Genomic DNA, 22042 nt, shown 5'->3' on the forward strand with positions numbered 1-22042 from the left:
CTTTTGCACTTGATCTTTGCCCGGCTGCACTATTTCCTTGGAAGAGGCTTATTATTGCGGAGTCGCTTCATGCTTGATCATATCGGCTTCAATATTTCCACCATGAGCAGATCGCGGGCGTTCTACGACGCTGCACTCGCGCCGCTGGGTATTACGCAGATCATGGAATTTCGCGGCTGGGTCGGCTATGGCCGCAATGGCAAGCCGGAATTCTGGATCGGCAAGCAAAAGGACGCAAGGCTGGAAGGCGTTCTGCATGTCGCCTTTTCAGCAGGCACCCGTTCGGAAGTGGATCGCTTTCATGAAGCGGCCCTTGCCGCAGGCGGACGCGACAATGGAAAACCGGGGCTGCGCGAGCAATATCATCCCGATTATTATGCAGCCTTCGTGATCGATCCCGACGGGCACAATATCGAGGCCGTCTGCCACCTGCCGGAATAGCTATATTTCAGAGGCGTTGAAATCGAAGACGAGAACGCCGTCTTTTTCGCCAAGAAGCGGGCCGACGAAATCCTTGAAGCGCTGATGGGCCGGGTCGTAGAAGCGCGGATCACTCACGACCGGCGTGCCGACATAGTAATTGCGATCACCTTCGGAAGCGAAAGTGACGATAAAGCCTTCCTGAAAGCCGTAATCGACCCCTTCGCCGCTGTTCTGCGCGCCTGCTTCAAGGCGCAGAATATAGGGCTTGCCGTCGCGCTGCGCCTCATCCTTCAGCGCAAGGAAGCGCTCGCGCACCTCCTTGATCTGCGCGGGGGTTACGGAGGCTTTATAGTGAAACAGCACGACATGCTGCACCGTGCCGGGGCGGTAGTCGTGCGCGGTAAATGCAGCCGTGCCGATGTCGCGTTGCTCGGCATCGCGCTTTTCACGGGCCGTTATGGCTTGCGAGGAGGCGGTCGTCATCATGAGCAGCAAGGTAGCGATTGCAAAAGGCTTTTGCATCTGAAAAAATCCGGGCTGAAAAATGAATAAATAAAAATATGGAAGGCTGTCGCCAGCCCCCCATAAAAAAGCAGGTTCAGTTCAGTTTTGCGTCAAGCGTGACTTCGATTGCGCCCAGCGCCTTGGAGAGCGGGCAGGATTCCTTGGCCTTTTTGGCCAGCTTGTCGAAATCGTCGGCGGAAATGCCGGGAACGCTTGCCGTGAGCGTCAATGCGCTGCGGCTGATCGCAAAACCGCCGCCCGAAGCGGGGCCGACGCTGACGGTGGCGGTTGCTTCCAGTTTTTCGGCAGGCGTGCCGTGTTCGGCGAGGAAGGCTGAAAGCTGCATGGCAAAGCAGCCTGCATGGGCCGCGCCCAGAAGCTCTTCCGGATTGGTGCCTGCCTGTCCGCTTTCATCCTCGAAGCGGGCCTTGAAATCATAGGGAAGGTTTTTGAGAGCGCCGCTTTGCGTGGTCAGCGTGCCCTTGCCTTCCTTCAATGTGCCTTGCCAGACGGCCGTTGCTTTTCTGTCCATGGAAGCTTCTCCTGCTCTGTCGGTTGCTTTCCATCGACATAGGGCGCTTGCCGTCCGCTTCCAGTATTAAATGGGTTCGCCCTGCAAAAGACGCGGGGTATCGCCCGAAAGACCCGCCGCCTGCTTGATGAAATAGTTCTTCAATGCCGGAACGCGATCAACGAGGCCGAGGCCAATATCGCGGATCGAGCGGATGGCCGGATTGTCATTGGCGAAAAGCCTGGTCAAAATATCGGTGGTGACGCCCATCTGCACCGTATCGAAGCGCCGCCAGCCCTGATAGCGCTCAAGGGCTGCGAACGAACCTATATCGAGGCCGAGCCGGTCGGTTTCGACGACGATTTCGGCAATGGCGGCGGCGTCGCGGAAGCCCAGATTGAGGCCCTGACCGGCAATCGGATGAATGCGGTGGGCGGCGTCGCCGACAAGGGCGAAACGCGGCTTCACATATTCGCGAACCAGAGTGAGGCCGAGCGGGAAGGCGCGGCGCGGCCCTTCGATGGTCAGCGCACCAAGGCGATGCCCGAAACGCTGTTCGAGTTCGGCTTCAAAGACGAAATCATCGGCGCGGATGAGCCGTTCGGCATCGGCGGTGCGTTCGGCCCAGACCAGCGAACTGCGATTGCCCGGCAGCGGCAGGATCGCGAAAGGCCCGGCAGGCAGGAAATGCTCATCCGCGCGGCCATTGTGCGGGTGTTCATGGGAAACGTTGCAGACAATGCCCGACTGGCCGTAATCCCAGTTGACGGTTTTGATGCCCGCCTGATCGCGCAGGCGCGATTTTGCGCCGTCAGCGGCAATCAGCAGGCGTGTGCGCAACGTATCGCCATTGCCGAGCCGAACCGAGACCGCTTCCGGTCCGGTCTGGAAATTTTCGACCGTCACCGCCTCGATAAAGGTGATGCCAAGTTCGTCGGCGCGATTGTGCAGGGCCGTGTTGAGGACGCGGTTTTCCACCATATGGGCGAAAGGCTCGCCGGGGTTCACATCACCGGCAAAGGTGAGAAAGACCGGGCGCACGGGATCGGAAGTGCGCGAATCGGTGATGACCATTTCGGTGATGGGCTGCGCCTGGGTTACGATTTCCTGCCAGCAGCCGATCTTGTCGAGCATGCGCGCGGCAGCGGCGGCGATGGAAGAGGCGCGCGGATCGGTTTTCCATGCGCCTGCGGGGGCTGCGTCAATGACGGTGACGGAAAGATGCGGGGCTGCGGATTTGATGGAAACGGCGGTGACAAGGCCGACATAGCCGCCGCCTGCGATCACCACATCGTCCATAGCCGTTGTTTCTTGCTTCTTTCCGGCAGACATATCATTTCCTTTCCGGTATTTGGCCAATCCCTTGACAGATTCTATCATGCAGGCCCAAAGAACTGATCCGCACTATAGCCCATATAGTGGCGCAGGGGAGAGGCTGTCCATGTCCGATAATGAAAAGTCCCACTCATCGAGAAAGAAACCGGAGGTCCGGCAGCAACAGACGAAGGCAATGGAGACGCTGCTTGCGACGCTCGATCTCGAAGCGCTTGAAATGGACCTTTTTCGCGGCAACAGCCCACAGGTCGGCTGGCAGCGGGTCTTTGGCGGGCAGGTGCTCGGGCAGCCGTTGATGGCGGCGCAACGCACGGTCGACGCAGAGCGGCATGTGCATTCGCTTCATGCCTATTTCGTGCGTCCGGGCGATCCCGCGATTCCGATTATCTATGAAGTCGACCGAATCCGCGACGGTTCAAGCTTCAATACAAGGCGTGTGCTGGCTAGGCAGCATGGCAAGGCAATCTTCTCGCTTTCGGCGTCGTTTCAGGTCGATGAAGGCGGGCTGGATCATCAGATCGCCATGCCGGAGGGCTTGCCGATGCCTGAAGATCTGGCCGGAGAGCGCGAGCTCAAGGAGAAATATCTGCATTTGGCCCCCGCCAATGTGCGCAAATACTGGGAGCGCGAGCGGCCCATCGAGATCAGGCCGGTTTCGCTGACGCATTATCTCTCACGCGAGAAGCTGCCGCCCAGCCAGCATGTCTGGCTGCGGACAAAAGGCATCGTGCCCGATGACCGCGCGCTTCAGGCGGCGATCCTCGCCTATCTTTCGGATATGACGCTGCTCGACACGGCGCTGCATCCGCATGGGCGCAGCATTTTTGATCGTGACCTGCAGGCGGCGAGCCTCGATCATGCCATGTGGTTTCATCGTCCCTGCCGTCTTGATGATTGGCTGCTCTATACGCAGGATACGCCGAGCGCATCGGGCGCGCGCGGCTTCAATCGCGGCTCGCTTTATACGCGCGAAGGCGTGTTGATCGCCTCGGTGACGCAGGAAGGGCTGATCCGCGTACACGAGGAATGAACGCTTACCTATTTTGGCTTATCTGTTTTGGCTTATCTGTTTTTACCGGGCACCCAAAGAACATCGCTTGCGCCATTATCGTTCACGGTGCGCGAGGCCACAAAGAGTAGGTCGGAAAGCCGGTTTATATATTGCAGCGCTTGCGAAGATACGGTTTCGCCTTCGCAGCGGGCGAGGGCGACCATCAGCCGTTCGGCACGGCGCGAGACGGTGCGGGCCAGATGGAGTGCGGCAGATGCGGGCGAGCCGCCGGGCAGGATGAAGGAGCGCAAGGGCTGAAGATCGGCATTGAGCCGGTCAATATCCGCTTCCAGTCTTTCGACCTGCGAGGCAACGATGCGCAAAGGTTCATAGGCCAGCGGCTTGCCGTCGTCAGGCGTGGCCAGATCGGCACCGAGATCGAAAAGATCGTTCTGAACCCGCGCCAGCATGGCGTCGATTTCAGCAAGGGGATTGCCGTCTCCACCCGTATGAATGCGCGCCATGCCGATGCAGGCATTTGTTTCGTCCACGTTGCCATAGGCTTCCACGCGCAGGTCGGATTTGAGCCGCCGCGGCCCGCTGGCAAGGCCGGTTGTGCCATTATCGCCGGTGCGGGTGTAAATCTTGTTGAGCTTGACCATCTTCGCCGCCTGCCAATTATTGTCCACTCGTCTGGCGGGCGAAATAGATCGCCCCGACAATCAGTATTATGGCGACAAATTGCAGAAGGACACGCAACTGCATCATCTTGTTTGAGAAATTGGCGTCGCCGCCCCGCATCATGTTGCGCAGCCCGATAATAAGCACGATGGCCACCGCCGCCATGGCGACCATGGCCGCTGCCTTGAACAAAAAGTCCATTCTATTTCCTTCCCGTGACCTGCCCGCCGAGCGCGCGTTAAGTTCCGCAATCGGCGGTCAGCCGGTATCCGAGCGATCCCGGCATGACCAAAGCAGATATTGCTCCAGAATAGCCGGTTTCGCGGATTGCGTAACCACATAATGCGGATGCGGCTTCGACGCCTCCAATGGATAGCTGGAATATCATCCCATTTTGCAACAGTGCTTGATTCGCCTGCGCTTTAAAATGGTAATGCCCTTGCAATCCTAAGTCTTATGCGGGATTTAGGGCGGGTTCGATTCCTTGCCCGGCGAAAAGAAGGGGAATATCTGCGGATGCGAAAAATCAAACGTTTTCTCCGTCAGATCACTTTCGACGTGTATGGGCATTTCAGCAGCGACGATGGCTGGGCATTTGCAAGCCATATCGCGCTGTCGGGCCTGATGGCGCTTTTTCCATTCCTGATTTTCGCAACATCACTGGCCAGTTTTCTCGGCACCAAGGAGTTCGCCGATACGGCGGTCCATGTCATTTTCGATATGTGGCCTTCCAATATCGCAGCCCCCATCGCCAATGAAGTCATGAACGTGCTGACCGTGCAGCGCGGCGGGTTGCTGACGCTGAGTGTGATCGCTGCGGCCTATTTTGCCTCCAACGGCATCGAGGCCCTGCGGATCGCGCTCAACCGCGCCTATCGCGTCACCGACCAGCGCTCGATCATTTTCTGCCGCCTGCAAAGCCTTGGCTTCGTGCTGATCGGCACGCTCAGCCTCATGGTCATCAGCTTTCTGCTGGTTCTCGCGCCGCTTGCCGTGCGCCTTGCCGAACAGTGGTTCCCCGATATAGCACCCTTTACCGGCACCATCGCCTTCTGGCGCTACGGTATTGCGGTCGGCGTTCTGGTTCTGGCGCTCTTCATCGTGCATATCTGGCTGCCTGCCGGAAAACGCCGGTTGAGCGATATTCTTCCCGGCATCGGGCTGACACTTCTCGCATGGCTGGCCGCCGCCACCGCTTTCGCCAAATATCTGGAAACATTTGCCAATTACGTCACCACCTATGCGGGCCTCGCCTCGATCATGGTGGCGATCGTTTTCCTCTATATGCTCTCGGCGATTTTCATTCTCGGGGCCGAAATCAACGCCGCGATCATGAATTTTCGCAAGCGCGAGCAGCAGCCCGAACTCAGCATCGATTGATCATTGCCGTAAAGAAAAGCCCATCCTTTTAGAGCATTTCCAGCAAAACCGTTTCACACTTTTGCTGGAAATGCTCTAAGAAACAGCATGGATGTTCAAGCCAAAACAATTCGCATTCTCGTTGATGCCGATGCCTGCCCCGTCAAAGCGGAAATTTACCGCGTGGCGGAGCGGCATGGCCTCCCTGTCATTCTGGCCGCCAACAGTTTCATGGCCATTCCGCGCGATGCCGAGCGCGTTGAAAGGGTGATTGTTTCCGACGGTCTCGATGCTGCCGACGACTGGATTGCGGAAAATTCCCATCCCGGCGCAATCGTCATTACTGCCGATATTCCGCTGGCAAGCCGCGCGATCGAAAAAGGCGCGTCAGTCATTGCGCCGAATGGGCGTGTTCACACGCAGGCCAGCATCGGCAATACGCTGGCCACCCGCAACCTGATGGACAGCCTGCGCTCCGCCGGGGAAGTGACGGGCGGGCCTGCGCCGTTTTCGCCGCGTGACCGCTCGACGTTCCTGTCCGCGCTCGATCTGGCGATTGTCCGCCTCAAGCGCGCGGGTTTCGTAGCCGCGTAATCAGAGCGCTCTGGCAGCGTCGATCAAGCGGATCGCATCCGGCCCGTCCCATGGCGCAGGCCCGTTCATGGAGGCGATCTGGCAGCCATTCCCATCGACCAGCAGTGTCACCGGCAGGCCGAAAGCAAGGTTCTTGCGCTTCAATTCATTGAAGCTCGACATGGAGGCATCGCGGTTGAGCGCGAGGTTTTTCACGCCGATCTCATCGAGGAAATTTTTGGGCTTTTCATCGGAGCCGGTATCGATGTTGATGGCCACCACCTCGAAATCCTCGCCGCCCTTCTGCGCCTGAAGGCTGTCGAGTTCCGGCATTTCCTCGCGGCAGGGCGCGCACCACGTCGCCCAGAGATTGACCAAGAGCACCTTGCCCTTGTAATCGCCCAGCGTCATCTGTTTGCCGTCGGGGCCAGTAAAGGCGATCTGCGAGACGGAAACCGGCTTTTCCGCAGCCCGCATGGCCGCGACATCACCCGTTGCCGCTGCATCGAGCGCTGCAAGGGCCTCGGCTTTGAGCGCGCATTGCGCGGGGGCCGCATCGACCTGCGCCAAAACATTGCTGTCAACCGCATTGCCAGAAGGCCGTTCCATCACGTATACCGCCCCGATACCGGCAATGACACCGGCAAGGGCGGCAAGAAGGACGATCCTGCGATTTCCCGATTGCTTCGGATGTTCGGATTTCGCCTTTTCCCTGTCTTCTGTCATCGAGTATCACTTCTTTCCAGTATTCCGCCAAACGTCATTCGGGGCATATGAGCATGAGCGAACAAAAATCAAGCAACCAGATGTGGGGCGGCCGTTTTGCCTCAGGGCCCGATGCGATCATGGAAGAGATCAATGCATCGATCGGCTATGACCGCAAGCTCTATGCGCAGGATATTCAAGGTTCGCTCGCCCATGCAGCCATGCTGGCAAAGACCGGCATTATTACGGCAGAAGATCACGCGCAGATCGAAGCCGGGCTGAAAACCATCGCCAAGGAAATCGAAGGTGGCAAATTCGTCTTCTCGCGCAAGCTTGAAGATATTCACATGAATATCGAATCGCGCCTGGCCGAGCTGATCGGCGCCGCCGCCGGACGCCTGCATACGGCGCGTTCGCGCAATGATCAGGTGGCGGTCGATTTCCGCCTCTGGGTCAAGCAGGAATTGCAAAAGACGGCGCAGGCGCTGAAAAATCTCATCGAGGCTTTTCTGGAGCGCGCCGAGGAACATGCCGCGACCGTCATGCCCGGCTTCACCCATTTGCAGACGGCGCAGCCGGTCACTTTCGGCCATCATTGCATGGCCTATGTGGAAATGTTCGGACGCGATCTGTCGCGCGTGCGCGATGCGATCGAGCGCATGGACGAATCACCTTTGGGGGCTGCAGCACTTGCCGGAACCGGATTTCCCATCGACCGGCATATGACGGCTGAGGCGCTCGGCTTTCGCGAACCGACCCGCAATTCGCTCGACAGCGTTTCCGACCGCGATTATGCGCTGGAATTTTTGTCGCTGGCCGCGATCTGCGCCGGGCATCTGTCGCGCCTTGCCGAAGAAATCGTCATCTGGTCGACGCCGCAATTCAACTTCGTGCGCCTCTCGGATGCTTTCTCGACCGGCTCGTCGATCATGCCGCAAAAGAAAAACCCTGACGCCGCCGAACTGGTGCGCGCCAAGACGGGCCGCATCAACGGCTCGCTTGTCGCCCTTCTGACCATCATGAAGGGCCTTCCGCTGGCCTATTCCAAGGATATGCAGGAAGACAAGGAACAGGTCTTCGACGCGGCTGAAAATCTCGAACTCGCCATTGCCGCCATGAGCGGCATGGTGCGCGACATCACCGTCAACGTGGCGGCGATGAAGAAGGCTGCGGGTTCTGGCTATTCGACCGCGACCGATCTGGCCGACTGGCTGGTGCGTGAGCTTGGCCTGCCCTTCCGCGAGGCGCATCATGTGACGGGGCGTGCGGTGGCGCTGGCCGAGGGGAAGAAGGTCGATCTGGCAAAGCTTTCGCTCGAAGAATTGCAAACGATCCATCCCGGCATCACCGATGCGGTATTCGGCTATCTCACGGTGGAAAAATCGGTCAGGAGCCGCCAGTCCTTCGGCGGCACGGCTCCGCAGGAAGTGCGCCGTCAGATTCGCTACTGGAAGAAGCGTATCGCAAGGGCCTGACCGGCAATCATTCCTCGCCGCCAAGGCGTGGCGCGACCTGTTCTATATCGCTGATCAGTTGCAGCAGGTTGCGGCTGATATGGGTGTGCAGCGAGGCGGCGGCTTCGGGATATTCTTCCAGAATCCGCCGGAAAATGGCGCGGCTGATGCGGATGACTTCGGTTTCCCCTTCAGCCACCGCACTGGTCAGGCGCGTGGTCTGCGCAATCAGCGCCATCTCGCCCAGCATCGCACCGGGGCCGACCGGGCGGATCGTGACCCGCCCCGTATCTGTTTCATGAAACAGCGTGATATTGCCCGAAACGACGATATAGCCGCAATCTGCGCTCTGGCCTTCGCGAAACAGTTCGCGGCCCGCGCGCAGAACGAGACGCTCTGCGCCAAAGGCAAGCAGTCTCAGCTGTTCGGGCGTGAAAGACTCGAACAGGCCTACAGTACCAAGAATGCGGATGTCGTCATCAAGGGCCATAGTGTGTCATTATACCCGCAACAGACGCAGTCCATCAGGGGACAAGCTTATATCCCCCGCTTTCTGTAACCAGAAGTGCCGCATTGGATGGATCTTTCTCGATTTTCTGACGCAGGCGATAGACATGGGTTTCCAGCGTATGGGTGGTGACGCCGGAATTATAACCCCAGACCTCTTCAAGCAATATATCGCGGCCAATCACCTTGTCGCCGGCGCGATAGAGATATTTGATGATGGCCGATTCCTTTTCGGTCAGGCGTATCTTGCCGCCATTCTCGTCCAGCAGCAATTTCTGCCCCGGCTTGAACGTATAGGGCCCGACGGTGAAGGTCGCATCCTCGCTCTGCTCATGCTGGCGCAATTGCGCACGGATGCGCGCAAGCAGCACGGCGAATTTGAACGGCTTGGTGACATAATCATTCGCACCGGCTTCGAGGCCGAGAATCGTATCCGATTCGGTATCCTGCGCGGTCAGCATGATGATCGGCGGCTTGAACCCGCCCTTGCGCAGCAGTTTCACCGCTTCGCGTCCGTCCATATCCGGCAGGCCGACATCCATGATCAGCAGATCGACGCTGCCTTCGCGCGCCGCCTGTATGCCCTTGGTGGCATTGTCTTCCTGACGAATCAGGAATTCTTCGCATAGCTCCAGTTGCTCGACGAGAATGCTGCGAAGGTCTTCGTCGTCATCCACAATAAGAATTGTGCGCTCGGTCATGCCTGTCCTCGTTACGCTTTGATTCAAATGGCTCTTGATGCTTTTATGGCATTTAATGGCGGCAAGTTGAAGCCGCCAGCACAAGCGATGAGCCAAACATAGATATGGGCATGAAAACGGCTTTAACCAGACGGGGCCTTGCGATGATCGAGGTGCGGGCAAAACCCGGCCATAAAACGCGCGGGCTGCTCGTTGCAGGACATCTCGTTCTCCCCTGTGCGCTCGGCAAGGGCGGCATCAGTGCCTTCAAGCGCGAGGGCGACGGTGCAACGCCGCTTGCCGCCATGCGGCTGCTTTATGGCTACCGGCGTGGCGACAGGGGCCGTCTTCCTCACTCACCTCTGCCGTTAAGGCCGATTCGCCGTCTTGATGGCTGGTGCGACGCGCCGCATGACGCCAATTATAATTGCCCGGTGTCGCTGCCCTTTTCAGCCAGCCACGAAAAAATGTGGCGCGAGGACAATCTTTACGATGTCTGCATCGTCATGGACTGGAATATCGCAACCCGCAAACGCGGCTGCGGCAGCGCGATCTTCTTTCATCTCGCAAGGCCCGGCTATATGCCCACCGAAGGCTGCATCGCATTGAAGCGCGCCGATATGCTGCGGCTTTTGCCCCACATCAATGAGCGCACGATCATTCGCGTCAGGCGATAAAAGCCCAGACCGTGGTGCGCTTGACTTCGGCATCTTCGAGTTCGCGCGTCACCGGCACCGTATAGACTGCGCGTTGCTCAAGCCGCTCCTTGGGCAGATAGGCGCGCCCCGGATCGCCGACGATCACCCGCGCGCCGCGTGCGCAAAGCTTTGAAAACCACGGAATGAGACGATCCGCGAGCGGCTTTTCATAGAAAACATCGCCCGCCAGCACCACGTCCCAGCCGTGATCCTGCCCGATGAGATCATCCGGAACGGCACAAAGCGCAACGCTGTTTTCCCACGCATTGATCTGCATCGCGGCCAGCGCGAAGGGGTCTATGTCCGATGCGACAACGCTTCTTGCCCCTGCTTTCATAGCGGCGATGGCGACAAGTCCTGAGCCGGATGCAAAATCCAGTACATTTTGACCAGCCACGCTTTGAGGATGATCGAGAATATAACGCGCGACGCCCTGACCGCCCGCCCATGCAAAAGCCCAGAAGGGCGGCGGCAGGCCGATGGTTGCCAGCTCTTCTTCCGTCCTGTGCCAGAGGGCGTGGGCTTCATCGGCCAGATAGAGGCGGATTTCCGGCACATGCGGCGGCGCTTGCAGGCCGGTATTGGCCAGAATGAAATCACGCGCGCCGCTTTGTGCGGGGCCGTGCATCAGATCTTGCTCGCGTCCAGACCGCCCATGCGGCAGACTTCGATCCATTCGTCTTCCGTTACCGGCTGCACCGAAAGACGCATCGATGTGACCAGCGCCATATTCTCAAGCTTCGGATTGGCCTTCACGTCCTTGAGCGTGACGGGCTTTGGCACATCGCAGACGGCCTTGATGTCCACGCATTCCCAGCGCGGATCATCGGTGGTGCTGTCGGGATGGGCGAGCTTGCAGATTTCGACAATACCGACCACTTCCAGCCCTTCATTGGAGTGATAGAAGAAGCCGCGATCGCCAAGCCGCATGGCGCGCATATTGTTGCGTGCCTGATAATTGCGCACGCCGTCCCATTCTTCGCCCTTTTCGCCACGGGCCTTCTGCATTTCCCATGACCATTTGAACGGTTCGGACTTGAACAGCCAGTAATTCATTTGCTCCGCCTATGCATTCGCCGGATTGTTGACGGACCAGTTCCACGGACGGATGGTGACGTCGCTGAAAAGACCGGCCTGCGCATAAGGATCATTGGCGGCGATCTTTTCCGCTCCTGCCTTATCAGCCGCTTCCACGACAATCAGACTGCCATTGGGCTTGCCGACATCACCAAGGAAAGGACCGGCGAATTTCAGCGTCTCACCCAGACCGTTGAGGTATTCAAGATGCACCGCGCGCGTATCGAGGCGCACTTGCAGGTGGTCGGGCTTGTCGTTGCACATGATTGCAAAAAGCATGGTCAATCCTCGCTTTTGAGTGGTCGGTTTATGAGGGCCGTCACGGCCTCGTTGATGGTGATTTTGCCAGCAAGCAATGCCGCTACTGCCGCAATGATCGGCGCTGCAATCGCATGTCTTTCGCAGAGTTCGGCTGCAATGGGCGCGGTCGCAACACCTTCTGCCAATGGCCTGTTGGAAAGGTCTTCGCCGCGTCCGAGCGCAAGGCCATAGGAATAGTTGCGCGATTGCGGCGACGAGCAGGTCAGCATCAGATCGCCCAGGCCCGAAAGCCCCATGATGGTTTCGGGCTTTGCGCCCATGGCCTGCGCGATGCGGCGCAATTCGGCAAAGCCGCGCGTGACCAGCGCTGCCTGCGCGCTGGCGCCATAGCCGCGCCCGATGGCAGCGCCTGCGGCAATCGCCAGCACATTCTTGAGCGCGCCGCCGATTTCAACGCCCTTGAGATCGGTGGTGGAATAGCAACGGAAGGCGGGGCCGGAAAGGATCGCCGCAAGTTCTTCCGCAATGGTTGCATCCGCGCAGGCGATGGTGACGGCGGTGGGCAGGCCGCGCGCCACATCGGTGGCAAAACTCGGCCCGGAAAGCGCTGCAATCGTGTGATCGGGCAGAACCTCCGCCACCACCTCCGACATCAGCCGTCCGGTGCCGCGTTCGATCCCCTTGGCGCAGAGGATGACGGGGGCGGATTGCGGGATCAGGGTTTTGAGCTTTGACAGCCCGTCGCGCATCGCCTGTGCCGGAATGACAGCCAGAACCGTATCGGCTCCGTCAAGCACGGCTGCGGCATCGGTGCTGGCGCGAATGCCTTTGGGCAGTTCTATATCGCCCAGATAATGCGGGTTTTGATGCTGCGCGTTCAGGATCGCGACCATTTCATGGTCACGCGCATAAAGCCGGGTATCATGGCCGCTTGAGGCAGTCATGGCGGCAAGGGCGGTTCCCCACGCGCCGCCGCCCAGAACGGCAATCCTGGTCTTGCCGCTCATGCTTTTGCCCCGCGCCGTCCGGTGCCGAATATGGGGGCGGATTTTTCATCGAGCGGCCAGCGCGAGCGCGGCGCAATATCAAGCGAATCGGGCTGCGTTCCTGCTGCACGCTCCGCGCCCGCCCATGCGATCATGGCAGCATTGTCGGTGCAAAGGTTGAGCGGCGGCGCGATGAAGCGAAAGCCGTGGCTGTCGCAAAGCGCTTCCAGCGCTGCGCGCAGCCGCTTATTGGCCGCAACCCCGCCCGCTACGACCAGCGAAGGCGCAGCGCAATCGGGATATTCATCCTTGAACCGCTCCAGCGAACGTTTGACGCGATCCGATAATGTATCGGCAACCGCTTCCTGAAACGAGGCGCATATATCCGCCACATCCTGATCGGAAAGCGGCGCGATTTCGCTCGCCGTCTGGCGCACCGCGGTCTTGAGACCCGAAAAGGAAAAATCGAGCCGCGCCTCGCCCTTGAGCGGACGCGGCAGTGCAAAGCGCTTGGGATCGCCTTGCAGCGCCATGCGTTCGACGGCGGGACCGCCGGGATAGGGCAGGCCGAGAAGCTTGGCGGTCTTGTCGAAAGCCTCGCCCAGCGCATCATCGATCGTGGTGCCAAGGCGCTCATAATCTCCAAGCCCGCGCACCAGAACCATCTGCGTATGGCCACCTGAAACCAGCAAAAGCAGATAGGGAAATTCAAGCTGGTCGGTCAGGCGCGCGGTCAGCGCGTGGCCTTCAAGATGATTGACCGCATAAAAGGGCTTGTTCGCCGCCATGGCCAGCGCCTTGGCGGTCATCAGCCCGACAATCAGCCCGCCGATCAGGCCGGGGCCAGCGGTGGCAGCAACGGCATCGACCTCATCGAGCTTCATTTGCGCATCTCGCAATGCGCGCTCGACCAGCTTGTCGAGCGCTTCCACATGGGCGCGGGCGGCAATTTCCGGCACCACGCCGCCATAGGGCTCGTGTTCGGCGATCTGGCTGAGCACGACATTGGACAGAATATGGCCCCTGCCTTTATCGTCGCGTTCGACGATAGCAGCGGCTGTTTCGTCGCAACTTGTCTCTATTCCAAGAATGCGCATTTGCGGATAGACCCTGCCTGTCACATAATTTCTGGAAACCCGGTATCATGGACGGCGCGATATGCAAACAGCATCCTTGAAGAATGGCACGCTCAAAATCGGCACAAGGGGCAGCAAGCTGGCCTTAGCGCAGGCCTATGAAACGCGCCGCCGTTTGCAGGAAGCCCATGGGCTGGCGGAAGACGCCATCGAAATCCTGCCCATGTCCACCGCTGGCGACCGCATTCAGGATCGCCCGCTGGCGCAGGTCGGCGGCAAGGGGCTTTTTACCGAGGAGATCGAAGCAGCACTCAAAGATGGCCGCATCGACATTGCCGTGCATTCGACCAAGGATATGCCGACCGTCCTGCCCGATGGGCTGCACCTCTCGGCCTTTCTTGAGCGCGAAGACCCGCGCGATGCTTTCATCGGCCGCACGGCAAAACGCTTTCTCGATCTGCCGCAGGGCGCGGTGATCGGCTCGTCATCGCTGCGCCGTCAGGCGATGATCCGGCGGCTGCGGCCCGATCTGCAAGTGGTGATGTTTCGCGGCAATGTGCTCACGCGCCTGCGCAAGCTCGAAGAAGGCGAAGTGGACGGCACTTTCCTCGCCTGCGCCGGGCTGCGGCGGCTCGGCCTTGCCGATGTGATCACCGATCTTCTCGATCCCGAAACCTTTTTGCCTGCACCGGGACAGGGCGCAATCGGTATTGAAAGCCGCATCGGCGACGACCGCATCGATGCGCTGCTCAAGCCTCTGGCCCATCGCGATACGCATGTCGCGCTTGCCTGCGAGCGCGCATTTCTGGCAAGTCTCGACGGCTCCTGCCGCACGCCGATTGCCGCGCTTGCACTTGTGAATGGCGACACTGTTTCCTTCCGCGGCATGATCCTGACCCCCGATGGCACCGAAGCGCATGAGGTGAGCGCGCAAGGTACTGCAAGCGATGCAGCCCTGCTTGGCGCGGATGCGGCAAAGCGGGTTCGCGCCATGGCGGGCGCGCATTTCTTTGATGGCTGGGAGTAGCATTGGCAGCGCGGTTAAAAACATCAACAGGGGGCCGGGTTCTGGTGACAAGGCCGGAAGTGGCTGCGGCGCGGACGGCGCAAAGGCTTGCTGATGCGGGTTTTTTGCCGGTGCTTTTTCCCGTCAGTCGCACCGTGGCGCTTGATTTCGATATGCCTGTGCTCTCCTTTGAGGCACTCGCCGTCACCAGCGCCAGCGCCTTTCGGCATATCACGCCGCAAAGGCTTGCGCCCTACAAGACATTGCCGCTTTTTGCTGTCGGTGAAGGCACGGCGCGCGCTGCCCGCGAGGCGGGCTTTGCGCAGGTGATCGAGGGCGGCGGCGATGCCGTGCGCCTTGCCGCAACCATGGCCCGCTCCCTGCCCGAAGGCGCGAAAGTGCTTTATCTCGCCGGGCGGGTGCGCCAGCCGATCTTCGAGGAACATATCGCCAGGGCGGGCCTCGATATGACAGTGCGCGATGTCTATGACGCGCGGCCCGTCGACTATTCGAGCGCTGAAATCCACGCTATTGCAGGCAAAGGGCCATTTGTCGCGGTGCTGCTTTATTCGGGGCTGGCGGCAAGGATCTTTGTTGAAACCATGCGGAAGATCGAGCCGCCTTTTGACGCGCAAACGCGGTTTTTATGCATTTCGGGCCGGGTTGCTGATCAATTGCTGCCGCAATGGCGGGCGCAGGCGCTGGTCGCCGACCATCCCGATGAGGAAGGTATTTTTCGTTTGTTTTCCAAACTTTGACTATTTTGCGCGCAACCTTCCTTCATCTGGTGATTTTATCTGATAAGATTCAGAACAGTAAACGGCGACTACGAGAGGACCCCGAGAGGACCCATGGCGAAATCCGGCACTCCGCGACATTCCAAACCGGCCCGTAAGCCCGTAACGATCAATCTCGATCCTTCCGATGTGAAACGCGTTGACGAAGCGGCTGCATCCAAGGCGATCCCCGCTGCCGAACCTGTCGGCGATCAGCCATCCAAAGCCCCGCCCAAAACCGACACCATGGAAAAGCCGCCCTTTACCGCAGGCGTCAAGCCGGAAGCTGTGCGAGAAACGGCAAGGCCCGCCGCCTCATCATCGAATACTCCGCCACCGCCTGCCCGCAAACCGGGATCGGGCCTTTCTCATCTTCTGGCAGGCGTCGCCGGTGGCGTGATCGCGCTGGGCGGACTGTTCGCGCTGCAATGGGGCAATGTCATTCCTTCTCCCGGCGCACGCATGACGGCGCAACAGCTTGAGCGGCTGGAGCAGCAGGTAGCTGATCTGCGCGCCAACCCCACGCCTGCGCCGCTCGATGAAGCGAGCAGGACGGAATTTGCCCAATTGCAAAAGAATGTGCAGGCGGCGGAAATCAAGGCGGAAGCCGTTGCCGGAACCCTTTCGGAATTGCAGCAGCAATTCGATGCACTGCCGAAAGCTGCCGAAGGCGGCGCACCGGCCGATGTCGAAGCGCTGACGGCGCGGCTGGAAGCGCTCGAATCGCAACTGGATGCGGCGAAGAATCAGGCCGAGCGGGCCGCAGCAGACGTTTCGGGCAATAGCGGCACGATTTCCTCTCTGGAACAGAAGCTGGTTTCGCTTCAGGATAGAGTGAGCGAAGCAGCGCGCCAGCCGGATGCATCCGTGCTGATCGCCGCCAATGCGCTCAAGACCGCGATCGATCGCGGCGGCTCGTTCAAGGCCGAGCTTGAGACCTATGCAGCCCTTGCGCCGCAGGATGCGTCGGTTGAAGGGCTGGGGGCTTTTGCCGAGAAGGGCGTGCCGACCGTGGCCGATCTCAATGCGCAATTCGGCCTTGTCGCCAATGCGATCATCGCCACGCAGAACAAGCTGCCTGAAGATGCCGGTATCTGGGATCAGCTCAAGGCGAGCGCGAAAGGGCTTGTCAATGTGCGCCCGGTGGCGGGCAATGTCAGCGGCTCCGGGGTCGGGCCGGTGACGGCGCGCATGGAAGCAGCGCTTCAGACCGGCGATCTTGAACGCGCCCTTGGCGAATGGGAGCAGCTTCCAGCCGATGCCAAGGCGGTTTCAGAGGAGTTTGCCGGTCAGTTGAAGGCGCGGCGTGATGCGGATGCGCTGATCCAGCAGCTTGTGGCCGAAAGCCTGAAACCGCAGGCTGCGACGGGCAACGCTGCGGCGCCAGCCGGAAATTAAGGGGGCGTCGATGCTGCGTGTCATATTCTATCTCGTCCTCATTGCCGCTCTCGGCTTCGGCTTCTCGTGGCTGGCGGATCGTCCGGGCGAACTCGACGTCACTTTTGCAGGCAATCATTATAATGTGCCGCTGATTACCGCTGCCGCCGGTATCGTGGCGCTGGTCGCGGCAATCCTGATCCTGTGGTGGCTCGTCAAAAGCATCATTCAATCGCCCTATACGCTGCGCCGTCATTTCCGCGCGCGCAAGCGTGATCGCGGTTATCAGTCGATTTCGACCGGGCTGATCGCTGCGGGCGCAGGCGATGCGGAAGCGGCGCGCCGCATGACCCAGCAGGCAGGCAAGCTTTTGAGCGCGGATCAGGAGCCGCTGATAAAGCTGCTCGAAGCGCAGACGGCGATGCTCGAAGGCCGCACGGATGATGCGCGCAAGAGTTTCGAAAAGATGATCGAAGACCCGGAAACAAAGCTTCTGGGCCTGCGCGGGCTTTATATCGAGGCGCAGCGCGTGGGCGCCTATGAGGCGGCTCGTCATTATGCCGCGGAAGCCGCCAAGACTGCGCCGCAGCTTGAATGGGCGTCTTCTTCCGTCATGGGCCAGCTTTGCGCCGAAGGTGACTGGGATGGAGCCTTGAAGCTTGTGGATGCACGCAAGCAGGCGCTGGCGCATAGCAGGCATGTGGTCAAGCAGGAGCGCGCGGCACTTCTCACCGCCAAGGCCATGGCGACCATCGATGTCGATCATGTGCATGCAAAAGCGCTGGCGCTCGAAGCCAACAAGCTTGCCCCCGATCTGGTGCCTGCGGCGGTGGTTGCCGCGCGCGCGCTCTTTGCCGATGGCGATGTGCGCAAGGGTTCGAAAATCCTTGAAGCGGCATGGAAGCGCTCGCCGCATCCCGATATTGCCTCGACCTATATTTATGCGCGTTCCGGCGATACCGTGCAGGATCGCCTGAAGCGCGCGCGTCATCTGGTCTCGCTGCGCTCCAACAATGCCGAGGGCAGTCTCGCGCTGGCGCGTGCGGCCTATGAGGCGGGCGAATATTCTCTGGCGCGCGACAATGCGGAACAGGTGGTGCGCAGTGCTCCGCGCGAGAGCGCCTATCTGCTGCTGGCCGATATTGAGGAAGCCGAAACTGGCGATCAGGGCAAAGTGCGGCAATGGCTCGCGCAGGCGCTCAAGGCCCCGCGCGATCCGGCATGGACCGCCGATGGCTATGTGTCCGAACAATGGTCGCCTGTTTCGCCAGTGACGGGAAGGCTCAACAGTTTCGAATGGAAAGTGCCGGTCGAACAGCTCGCTCCCGTGATCGAGGTCGAAAAGCCGCAAATCATGGAAGCGGAAGAGGAGAGCGCTGAAAGCAGAGCCGTGGTTACGGTTCCAGCGCCTGCCGCAGCGGTCGAGCGGAAATCGCCCGCGCCGGTCGAGGTTCACGGCGCGCAAGAGGCGAAGCCCGTTATCCCCGCAGCCGAACCCGTCAGGGTCGCCATGCCGGATGAAGCCGTTGCGCAAGAAAAGGACGATGAGGCGGCTGGTCCGGCCCATATTATCGTGGACGATCCGGGGATTGCGGAAGATGATGTTCCGCACAGGGCGCAGAACGGTTTGCGGCTGTTTTAGAGCGCATCCGGCGCAAAACGTTGCCTAAAAACAACGGCTGTCATGTCTTGCGCTGCAAACGCCGCGCAAAGCACTTTGCCGCCTTGTGCGGCGCGATCATCCAGCTAATTTCAAAGCTTCTAAACAACGATCCGCATTATTGCCGGTCGTTGGGCCGCGTGGACGAACTGGTGAGGGTGAATGTTCGAGCGTTTACTGGATTTTATCAAGGATTTGCCCGGAGGCGGGCTGCTTGATCGGGGCGAGAGATTTTCAGGCGACGATCCAAGGCTTGCGGCCGCTGCATTGCTGTTTCACGTCATGGATGCGGACGGGGAAACGCGCGAAAGCGAACGCGCGCGGCTTTCGACCCTGCTTGCCCAGAAATACGGCCTCAAGGGCGATGCGCTCAAGCAGCTGATCAAGGCGGCGCAGGCGGCGGATCAGGAGGCTGTCAGCCTGTCTACCTTTACCTCCGTGCTCAAGCGCCATCTCGACTATCAGGCGCGGCTCGATTTCATCGCGCTCATGTGGGACATCGTTTATGCCGATGGTACCGCGAGCGAGGTCGAAGTGGATGTCATGTGGCGTATCGCGCAGCTGACCGGTATCAGCGAACCGGACCGCAGCCTGATCGAGACGCGCATGAACAAAAGCCGCCCCGCGCCCGATCTCTGACTGATCTGCGAGCGGCAGTCAGGTCCGGCCCTGCAAATTGCGCGCCTTGCGCAAATGCGGGAACATCGCGGCCCATAGCGCTGCCACCGCGATCGAACCTGCACCGCCGATCACCACCGCCGGTACCGCGCCAAGGGCTGCAGCCATCAGGCCGGCGCGGAATTCGCCCAGTTCGTTGGATGCGCCCACGAAGACCATATTCACCGCATTGACGCGACCGCGCACATGGTCGGGCGTCCAGAGCTGGATCAGCGTTTCGCGGATATAGACGCTGATCATGTCGGCAGCGCCCGCAAGCGCCAGAGCGATGATCGAAAGCCAGGTCAGCGTCGAAACGCCGAAGATCAGGTTGAACAGGCCAAACAGGCCCACGCAGACGAACATCACCCGTCCGGCATGATCGCGGATCGGATGGCCGGTAAGCCAGATGGCGGTCAGCACCGCACCTATGCCCGGAGCCGAGCGCAACAGGCCGAGGCCCCATGGGCCAAGATCGAGAATGTCGCGGGCATAGATGGGCAGAAGCGCGACCGTTCCTCCCAGCAGCACGGCGAAAAGATCGAGCGAAATCGCGCCCAGAACGATCTTTTCCTTCCATATGTAGCGAAAGCCTGCCAGCAGGGTCGAAAAAGAGCGCTCTTCCATCACGCTATGCTGCGCGGGCCGGGGAATGACAAAGACCAGCGCGGAGCCTGCCATGAGAAAGACCGAGGCGACACTATAGGCTGCGACCGGCGAAACCCCGTAAAGAAGCCCGCCCGCGACCGGGCCGACGATGGTTGCGACCTGCCATGCGGAGGAGTTCCATGATACGGCATTGGCGAAGTCTTCGGTCGGCACCAGATTGACGACCAGCGAAGCGGAGGAAGGCCCGAGGAAGGCGCGCGCGATGCCGAAGATGAAAAGGGCTGCGAAGACGGTCAGCGGCTCGAACAGCCCGCAGATGGTGAGTGCCAGCAGCAGGGCTGCCACGATGCCTTCGAGCACCAGCGACAGCCCCATGACCAGACGCCTGCCGAAGCGATCCGCCGCAGCGCCGGTGAAAAGCACCAGCAGCAGGGCAGGCAGGAACTGCACCAGCCCGACCATGCCCAGATTGAACGCATCGCGGGTAAGGTCGTAGATCTGCCAGCCGACAGACACGCTGACGATCTGCACCGCAAAGGCGCTCAGAAACCGGGCAGCCCAGTATTTCCTGAAGGCTGCATGGCGAAATGCGGCGTAACGATCCGCGTGAGTGGCTCTTGTAGGGGACATTGCTCGGGACATCTTGAAAAGGACGATCCCTTCTTACCCATCTATTTGTTAACAAGAAACAATTTTGTGAGCAAAACGCCATTAAGCGAAAAGGCCGGTTTTCAGCGGCCTTCTCTTCCTGTCGACCGGTCCGGTTCAGTCCTTGCCGAGCAGGCCCTTCCAGATGAGCGCGCCGATTGCAGCGCCGACCAGAGGTGCGACCCAGAACAGCCAGAGCTGGCTCAACGCCGCCGTTTCGGCAAACAGCGCCACGCCGGTGGAACGCGCCGGATTGACGGATGTATTGGTGACGGGAATCGAGATCAGGTGGATCAGGGTGAGGCCAAGACCGATCGCGATGGGGGCGAAGCCTGCCGGCGCGAGCGAGGAAGTCGATCCCAGAATGATGATGATGAAAAATGCCGTCAGTACGATTTCGATGATGAGGGCTGCCATCAGGCTGTAGCCGCCGGGCGAAAGCTCGCCATAGCCGTTCGACGCAAAGCCGCCTGCGCTAAAGCCGGGCTTGCCCGAGGCAATCAGGTAAAGCACGGCGGCGGCAACGATAGCACCCAGCACCTGCGCCACCCAATAGGGAATGAGATCCCTGGAGGGAAGACGCCCGCCAAGCATCAGGCCGAGCGAAACGGCAGGATTGAAATGCCCGCCCGAAATGCCGCCTACCGCAAAGGCCATGGTCAGCACGGTGAGGCCGAAAGCAAAGGCCACGCCAAGAAAGCCGATGCCGAGTTCGGGAAAGGCGGCTGCGAGAATGGCGCTGCCGCAACCTCCGAATACAAGCCAGAAAGTACCAAAAAATTCAGCCGCGAGTTTGTTCGACATGGATGCCCCCGATCTGGTGTAGTGATGTGTCGATCATGTGTTGTTTGGGATGTATATTTCGTTCTGCATTTGGCAATTGAAGTCTATCTTGATATTGTCAGGGGAGAAAATAGTCAAACTATAATCTACACGGACATTTTCTATCGTAGAACTTTATTTATATTAGTATATTCTTTTAAATGACTTCCGAATGATTGTCGGCTGAAATTAATCGCTGGAGCAATAGCGGCCCATATTGCGGCCCGGCTGAATGTTGCGATATAGTGAAGCATCGCGCATGCGGGCGCGCCTAACAGGGAGTTGCCAGCCTTGAATAATGGTCCTGAGGCACGAACAGGCAGATCGATGCTGCGTGCTGCGTTTGCAGCCATGCTGGGCGCGGTGCTTTCGGGCTGCGCTGCCGGAGCATGGAGCGAGACCGTCAGGATCGACAGCAAGCCGCCAATGCCCACTGAATGCGCGGGCTGGCAGAAGATCGATCTCAAGCAGCGCACGGCCATGTTTTTGTTGCGTGAGGATGCGCGCCTTGCCGTCGATATAGACGCCCATAATCTCAAGGGCCGCAATCTGGGCTGCTGGGAGTGACCGGGTTCAGGCTTCCTGTCCCATCCACATTCCCATATATTTTTACAGGCCCATATATTTTTACAGGGTGATTCCGGCTCGGTTAACCTCACATTAACC

At 59.7% G+C, this 22042-nt stretch carries 27 protein-coding genes; 12 read left to right on the forward strand and 15 right to left on the reverse strand.

The annotated features are described in order from the left end of the window. Positions 1-69 precede the first annotated feature (69 nt). Positions 70-441: a VOC family protein gene (locus tag DKP76_RS03595; protein ID WP_109705020.1), complete on the forward strand. Its 372-nt coding sequence runs from the start codon at positions 70-72 to the stop codon at positions 439-441. Here the strand turns inward: DKP76_RS03595 and DKP76_RS03600 are convergent, their stop codons facing one another. The 3 genes from DKP76_RS03600 to DKP76_RS03610 form a co-directional block, all read right to left on the reverse strand. After that, positions 442-945, reverse strand: a complete 504-nt coding sequence (locus DKP76_RS03600; protein WP_109705021.1) for a Dabb family protein — start codon at positions 943-945, stop codon at positions 442-444. A 76-nt stretch (positions 946-1021) separates the two neighbouring features. Next, positions 1022-1459: an OsmC family protein gene (locus tag DKP76_RS03605; RefSeq protein ID WP_109705022.1), complete on the reverse strand. Its 438-nt coding sequence runs from the start codon at positions 1457-1459 to the stop codon at positions 1022-1024. A 66-nt stretch (positions 1460-1525) separates the two neighbouring features. Beyond that, positions 1526-2770, reverse strand: coding sequence for a ubiquinone biosynthesis hydroxylase (locus DKP76_RS03610; RefSeq protein WP_109705023.1), 1245 nt, complete (start codon positions 2768-2770; stop codon positions 1526-1528). A 109-nt stretch (positions 2771-2879) separates the two neighbouring features. Between DKP76_RS03610 and tesB the strand changes: the two genes are divergently transcribed. After that, positions 2880-3803, forward strand: a complete 924-nt coding sequence (gene tesB / locus DKP76_RS03615; RefSeq protein ID WP_109705024.1) for an acyl-CoA thioesterase II — start codon at positions 2880-2882, stop codon at positions 3801-3803. A gap of 32 nt (positions 3804-3835) precedes the next feature. Here tesB and DKP76_RS03620 read toward each other — a convergent pair whose 3' ends face one another. Together DKP76_RS03620 and DKP76_RS03625 are read right to left on the reverse strand one after the other, a co-directional pair. Further along, positions 3836-4426 carry a cob(I)yrinic acid a,c-diamide adenosyltransferase gene (locus DKP76_RS03620; protein ID WP_109705025.1) on the reverse strand — a complete coding sequence of 197 codons (591 nt, stop codon included), beginning with the start codon at positions 4424-4426 and terminating at the stop codon, positions 3836-3838. Positions 4427-4442: 16 nt separating this feature from the next. Then, on the reverse strand, positions 4443-4646 hold the full coding sequence (locus tag DKP76_RS03625) for a twin transmembrane helix small protein (protein WP_109705026.1): 204 nt from the start codon (positions 4644-4646) through the stop codon (positions 4443-4445). A gap of 315 nt (positions 4647-4961) precedes the next feature. On the opposite strand from DKP76_RS03625, the gene DKP76_RS03630 reads away from it, so the two are divergent. Further along, entirely contained in the window at positions 4962-5825 is an 864-nt protein-coding gene (locus DKP76_RS03630; RefSeq protein ID WP_109705027.1) for a YihY/virulence factor BrkB family protein, read from the forward strand. A gap of 87 nt (positions 5826-5912) precedes the next feature. After that, positions 5913-6398, forward strand: coding sequence for a YaiI/YqxD family protein (locus DKP76_RS03635; RefSeq protein ID WP_109705028.1), 486 nt, complete (start codon positions 5913-5915; stop codon positions 6396-6398). Here the strand turns inward: DKP76_RS03635 and tlpA are convergent, their stop codons facing one another. After that, entirely contained in the window at positions 6399-7103 is a 705-nt protein-coding gene (gene tlpA, locus DKP76_RS03640) for a thiol:disulfide interchange protein TlpA (protein WP_109705029.1), read from the reverse strand. It abuts the gene before it with no gap. Positions 7104-7156: 53 nt separating this feature from the next. Between tlpA and argH the strand changes: the two genes are divergently transcribed. Further along, the gene (gene argH / locus DKP76_RS03645; RefSeq protein ID WP_109705030.1) at positions 7157-8557 is read left to right on the forward strand and encodes an argininosuccinate lyase; all 1401 of its coding nucleotides are present in this window, start codon (positions 7157-7159) and stop codon (positions 8555-8557) included. Positions 8558-8564: 7 nt separating this feature from the next. On the opposite strand, the gene DKP76_RS03650 is transcribed toward argH, so the two are convergent. Next, entirely contained in the window at positions 8565-9026 is a 462-nt protein-coding gene (locus DKP76_RS03650; RefSeq protein WP_109705031.1) for a cyclic nucleotide-binding domain-containing protein, read from the reverse strand. A gap of 34 nt (positions 9027-9060) precedes the next feature. Next, the gene (gene optR / locus DKP76_RS03655) at positions 9061-9744 is read right to left on the reverse strand and encodes a response regulator OptR (protein ID WP_109705032.1); all 684 of its coding nucleotides are present in this window, start codon (positions 9742-9744) and stop codon (positions 9061-9063) included. Positions 9745-9854: 110 nt separating this feature from the next. On the opposite strand from optR, the gene DKP76_RS03660 reads away from it, so the two are divergent. Further along, positions 9855-10400, forward strand: coding sequence for a L,D-transpeptidase family protein (locus tag DKP76_RS03660; RefSeq protein ID WP_109705169.1), 546 nt, complete (start codon positions 9855-9857; stop codon positions 10398-10400). On the opposite strand, the gene DKP76_RS03665 is transcribed toward DKP76_RS03660, so the two are convergent. From DKP76_RS03665 to tsaD, 5 genes are read right to left on the reverse strand one after another with little or no spacing between them, the layout of a single operon-like run. Next, positions 10390-11097: a class I SAM-dependent methyltransferase gene (locus tag DKP76_RS03665; RefSeq protein ID WP_109705033.1), complete on the reverse strand. Its 708-nt coding sequence runs from the start codon at positions 11095-11097 to the stop codon at positions 10390-10392. The genes DKP76_RS03660 and DKP76_RS03665 overlap by 11 nt on opposite strands. Then, positions 11049-11477, reverse strand: coding sequence for an EVE domain-containing protein (locus DKP76_RS03670; RefSeq protein WP_109705034.1), 429 nt, complete (start codon positions 11475-11477; stop codon positions 11049-11051). Before DKP76_RS03670 ends, DKP76_RS03665 begins: the two co-directional genes overlap by 49 nt. A 9-nt stretch (positions 11478-11486) precedes the next feature. Beyond that, positions 11487-11777 (reverse strand): YciI-like protein, encoded by a 291-nt coding sequence (locus tag DKP76_RS03675; RefSeq protein ID WP_109705035.1) that lies wholly within the window; start codon positions 11775-11777, stop codon positions 11487-11489. 2 nt (positions 11778-11779) lie between these two features. Then, positions 11780-12766 (reverse strand): NAD(P)H-dependent glycerol-3-phosphate dehydrogenase, encoded by a 987-nt coding sequence (locus DKP76_RS03680; protein ID WP_109705036.1) that lies wholly within the window; start codon positions 12764-12766, stop codon positions 11780-11782. Beyond that, complete coding sequence (gene tsaD, locus DKP76_RS03685) at positions 12763-13842, reverse strand: tRNA (adenosine(37)-N6)-threonylcarbamoyltransferase complex transferase subunit TsaD (RefSeq protein ID WP_109705037.1); 1080 nt, start codon at positions 13840-13842, stop codon at positions 12763-12765. Before tsaD ends, DKP76_RS03680 begins: the two co-directional genes overlap by 4 nt. Before the next feature lie 61 nt (positions 13843-13903). On the opposite strand from tsaD, the gene hemC reads away from it, so the two are divergent. The 5 genes from hemC to DKP76_RS03710 all read left to right on the forward strand — a co-directional run bounded on the left by hemC (position 13904) and on the right by DKP76_RS03710 (position 19279). Continuing rightward, positions 13904-14848, forward strand: coding sequence for a hydroxymethylbilane synthase (gene hemC, locus DKP76_RS03690; RefSeq protein ID WP_109705038.1), 945 nt, complete (start codon positions 13904-13906; stop codon positions 14846-14848). A 2-nt stretch (positions 14849-14850) separates the two neighbouring features. Beyond that, positions 14851-15585, forward strand: a complete 735-nt coding sequence (locus tag DKP76_RS03695) for a uroporphyrinogen-III synthase (RefSeq protein WP_109705039.1) — start codon at positions 14851-14853, stop codon at positions 15583-15585. 93 nt (positions 15586-15678) lie between these two features. Beyond that, positions 15679-17001 (forward strand): mitofilin family membrane protein, encoded by a 1323-nt coding sequence (locus DKP76_RS03700; RefSeq protein WP_109705040.1) that lies wholly within the window; start codon positions 15679-15681, stop codon positions 16999-17001. Between the two features lie 10 nt (positions 17002-17011). Further along, positions 17012-18622 carry a heme biosynthesis protein HemY gene (locus DKP76_RS03705; RefSeq protein ID WP_109705041.1) on the forward strand — a complete coding sequence of 537 codons (1611 nt, stop codon included), beginning with the start codon at positions 17012-17014 and terminating at the stop codon, positions 18620-18622. Between the two features lie 180 nt (positions 18623-18802). Then, positions 18803-19279, forward strand: a complete 477-nt coding sequence (locus DKP76_RS03710) for a tellurite resistance TerB family protein (protein WP_109705042.1) — start codon at positions 18803-18805, stop codon at positions 19277-19279. Positions 19280-19297: 18 nt separating this feature from the next. Here DKP76_RS03710 and DKP76_RS03715 read toward each other — a convergent pair whose 3' ends face one another. Both DKP76_RS03715 and aqpZ read right to left on the reverse strand, forming a co-directional pair. Then, positions 19298-20536 carry an MFS transporter gene (locus tag DKP76_RS03715; protein ID WP_109705043.1) on the reverse strand — a complete coding sequence of 413 codons (1239 nt, stop codon included), beginning with the start codon at positions 20534-20536 and terminating at the stop codon, positions 19298-19300. Positions 20537-20671: 135 nt separating this feature from the next. After that, positions 20672-21358 (reverse strand): aquaporin Z, encoded by a 687-nt coding sequence (gene aqpZ, locus DKP76_RS03720; protein WP_109705044.1) that lies wholly within the window; start codon positions 21356-21358, stop codon positions 20672-20674. Positions 21359-21703: 345 nt separating this feature from the next. Here aqpZ and DKP76_RS03725 point away from each other — a divergent pair, with 345 nt between their 5' ends. Then, positions 21704-21943 (forward strand): hypothetical protein, encoded by a 240-nt coding sequence (locus DKP76_RS03725; protein WP_109705045.1) that lies wholly within the window; start codon positions 21704-21706, stop codon positions 21941-21943. The last annotated feature ends 99 nt before the right edge of the window (positions 21944-22042 follow it).

The organism is Falsochrobactrum shanghaiense, assembly GCF_003149535.1.
GTDB lineage: Bacteria > Pseudomonadota > Alphaproteobacteria > Rhizobiales > Rhizobiaceae > Brucella > Brucella shanghaiense.

Excerpts from the sequence above, each read along its gene's own strand:
- DKP76_RS03610 (WP_109705023.1), bottom strand. The coding sequence starts at position 2,770 with ATGTCTGCCGGAAAGAAGCAAGAAACAACGGCTATGGACGATGTGGTG.
- DKP76_RS03620 (WP_109705025.1), bottom strand. The coding sequence starts at position 4,426 with ATGGTCAAGCTCAACAAGATTTACACCCGCACCGGCGATAATGGCACA.
- DKP76_RS03715 (WP_109705043.1), bottom strand. The coding sequence starts at position 20,536 with ATGTCCCCTACAAGAGCCACTCACGCGGATCGTTACGCCGCATTTCGC.
- DKP76_RS03665 (WP_109705033.1), bottom strand. The coding sequence starts at position 11,097 with ATGGATCGAAGTCTGCCGCATGGGCGGTCTGGACGCGAGCAAGATCTG.
- hemC (WP_109705038.1), top strand. The coding sequence starts at position 13,904 with ATGCAAACAGCATCCTTGAAGAATGGCACGCTCAAAATCGGCACAAGG.
- DKP76_RS03705 (WP_109705041.1), top strand. The coding sequence starts at position 17,012 with ATGCTGCGTGTCATATTCTATCTCGTCCTCATTGCCGCTCTCGGCTTC.
- DKP76_RS03650 (WP_109705031.1), bottom strand. The coding sequence starts at position 9,026 with ATGGCCCTTGATGACGACATCCGCATTCTTGGTACTGTAGGCCTGTTC.
- DKP76_RS03700 (WP_109705040.1), top strand. The coding sequence starts at position 15,679 with ATGGCGAAATCCGGCACTCCGCGACATTCCAAACCGGCCCGTAAGCCC.
- tsaD (WP_109705037.1), bottom strand. The coding sequence starts at position 13,842 with ATGCGCATTCTTGGAATAGAGACAAGTTGCGACGAAACAGCCGCTGCT.
- tlpA (WP_109705029.1), bottom strand. The coding sequence starts at position 7,103 with ATGACAGAAGACAGGGAAAAGGCGAAATCCGAACATCCGAAGCAATCG.
- optR (WP_109705032.1), bottom strand. The coding sequence starts at position 9,744 with ATGACCGAGCGCACAATTCTTATTGTGGATGACGACGAAGACCTTCGC.
- DKP76_RS03660 (WP_109705169.1), top strand. The coding sequence starts at position 9,855 with ATGAAAACGGCTTTAACCAGACGGGGCCTTGCGATGATCGAGGTGCGG.
- DKP76_RS03670 (WP_109705034.1), bottom strand. The coding sequence starts at position 11,477 with ATGAATTACTGGCTGTTCAAGTCCGAACCGTTCAAATGGTCATGGGAA.
- DKP76_RS03605 (WP_109705022.1), bottom strand. The coding sequence starts at position 1,459 with ATGGACAGAAAAGCAACGGCCGTCTGGCAAGGCACATTGAAGGAAGGC.
- DKP76_RS03680 (WP_109705036.1), bottom strand. The coding sequence starts at position 12,766 with ATGAGCGGCAAGACCAGGATTGCCGTTCTGGGCGGCGGCGCGTGGGGA.
- tesB (WP_109705024.1), top strand. The coding sequence starts at position 2,880 with ATGTCCGATAATGAAAAGTCCCACTCATCGAGAAAGAAACCGGAGGTC.
- DKP76_RS03630 (WP_109705027.1), top strand. The coding sequence starts at position 4,962 with ATGCGAAAAATCAAACGTTTTCTCCGTCAGATCACTTTCGACGTGTAT.
- DKP76_RS03625 (WP_109705026.1), bottom strand. The coding sequence starts at position 4,646 with ATGGACTTTTTGTTCAAGGCAGCGGCCATGGTCGCCATGGCGGCGGTG.
- DKP76_RS03675 (WP_109705035.1), bottom strand. The coding sequence starts at position 11,777 with ATGCTTTTTGCAATCATGTGCAACGACAAGCCCGACCACCTGCAAGTG.
- DKP76_RS03635 (WP_109705028.1), top strand. The coding sequence starts at position 5,913 with ATGGATGTTCAAGCCAAAACAATTCGCATTCTCGTTGATGCCGATGCC.
- DKP76_RS03725 (WP_109705045.1), top strand. The coding sequence starts at position 21,704 with ATGCTGCGTGCTGCGTTTGCAGCCATGCTGGGCGCGGTGCTTTCGGGC.
- DKP76_RS03600 (WP_109705021.1), bottom strand. The coding sequence starts at position 945 with ATGCAAAAGCCTTTTGCAATCGCTACCTTGCTGCTCATGATGACGACC.
- aqpZ (WP_109705044.1), bottom strand. The coding sequence starts at position 21,358 with ATGTCGAACAAACTCGCGGCTGAATTTTTTGGTACTTTCTGGCTTGTA.
- argH (WP_109705030.1), top strand. The coding sequence starts at position 7,157 with ATGAGCGAACAAAAATCAAGCAACCAGATGTGGGGCGGCCGTTTTGCC.
- DKP76_RS03710 (WP_109705042.1), top strand. The coding sequence starts at position 18,803 with ATGTTCGAGCGTTTACTGGATTTTATCAAGGATTTGCCCGGAGGCGGG.
- DKP76_RS03595 (WP_109705020.1), top strand. The coding sequence starts at position 70 with ATGCTTGATCATATCGGCTTCAATATTTCCACCATGAGCAGATCGCGG.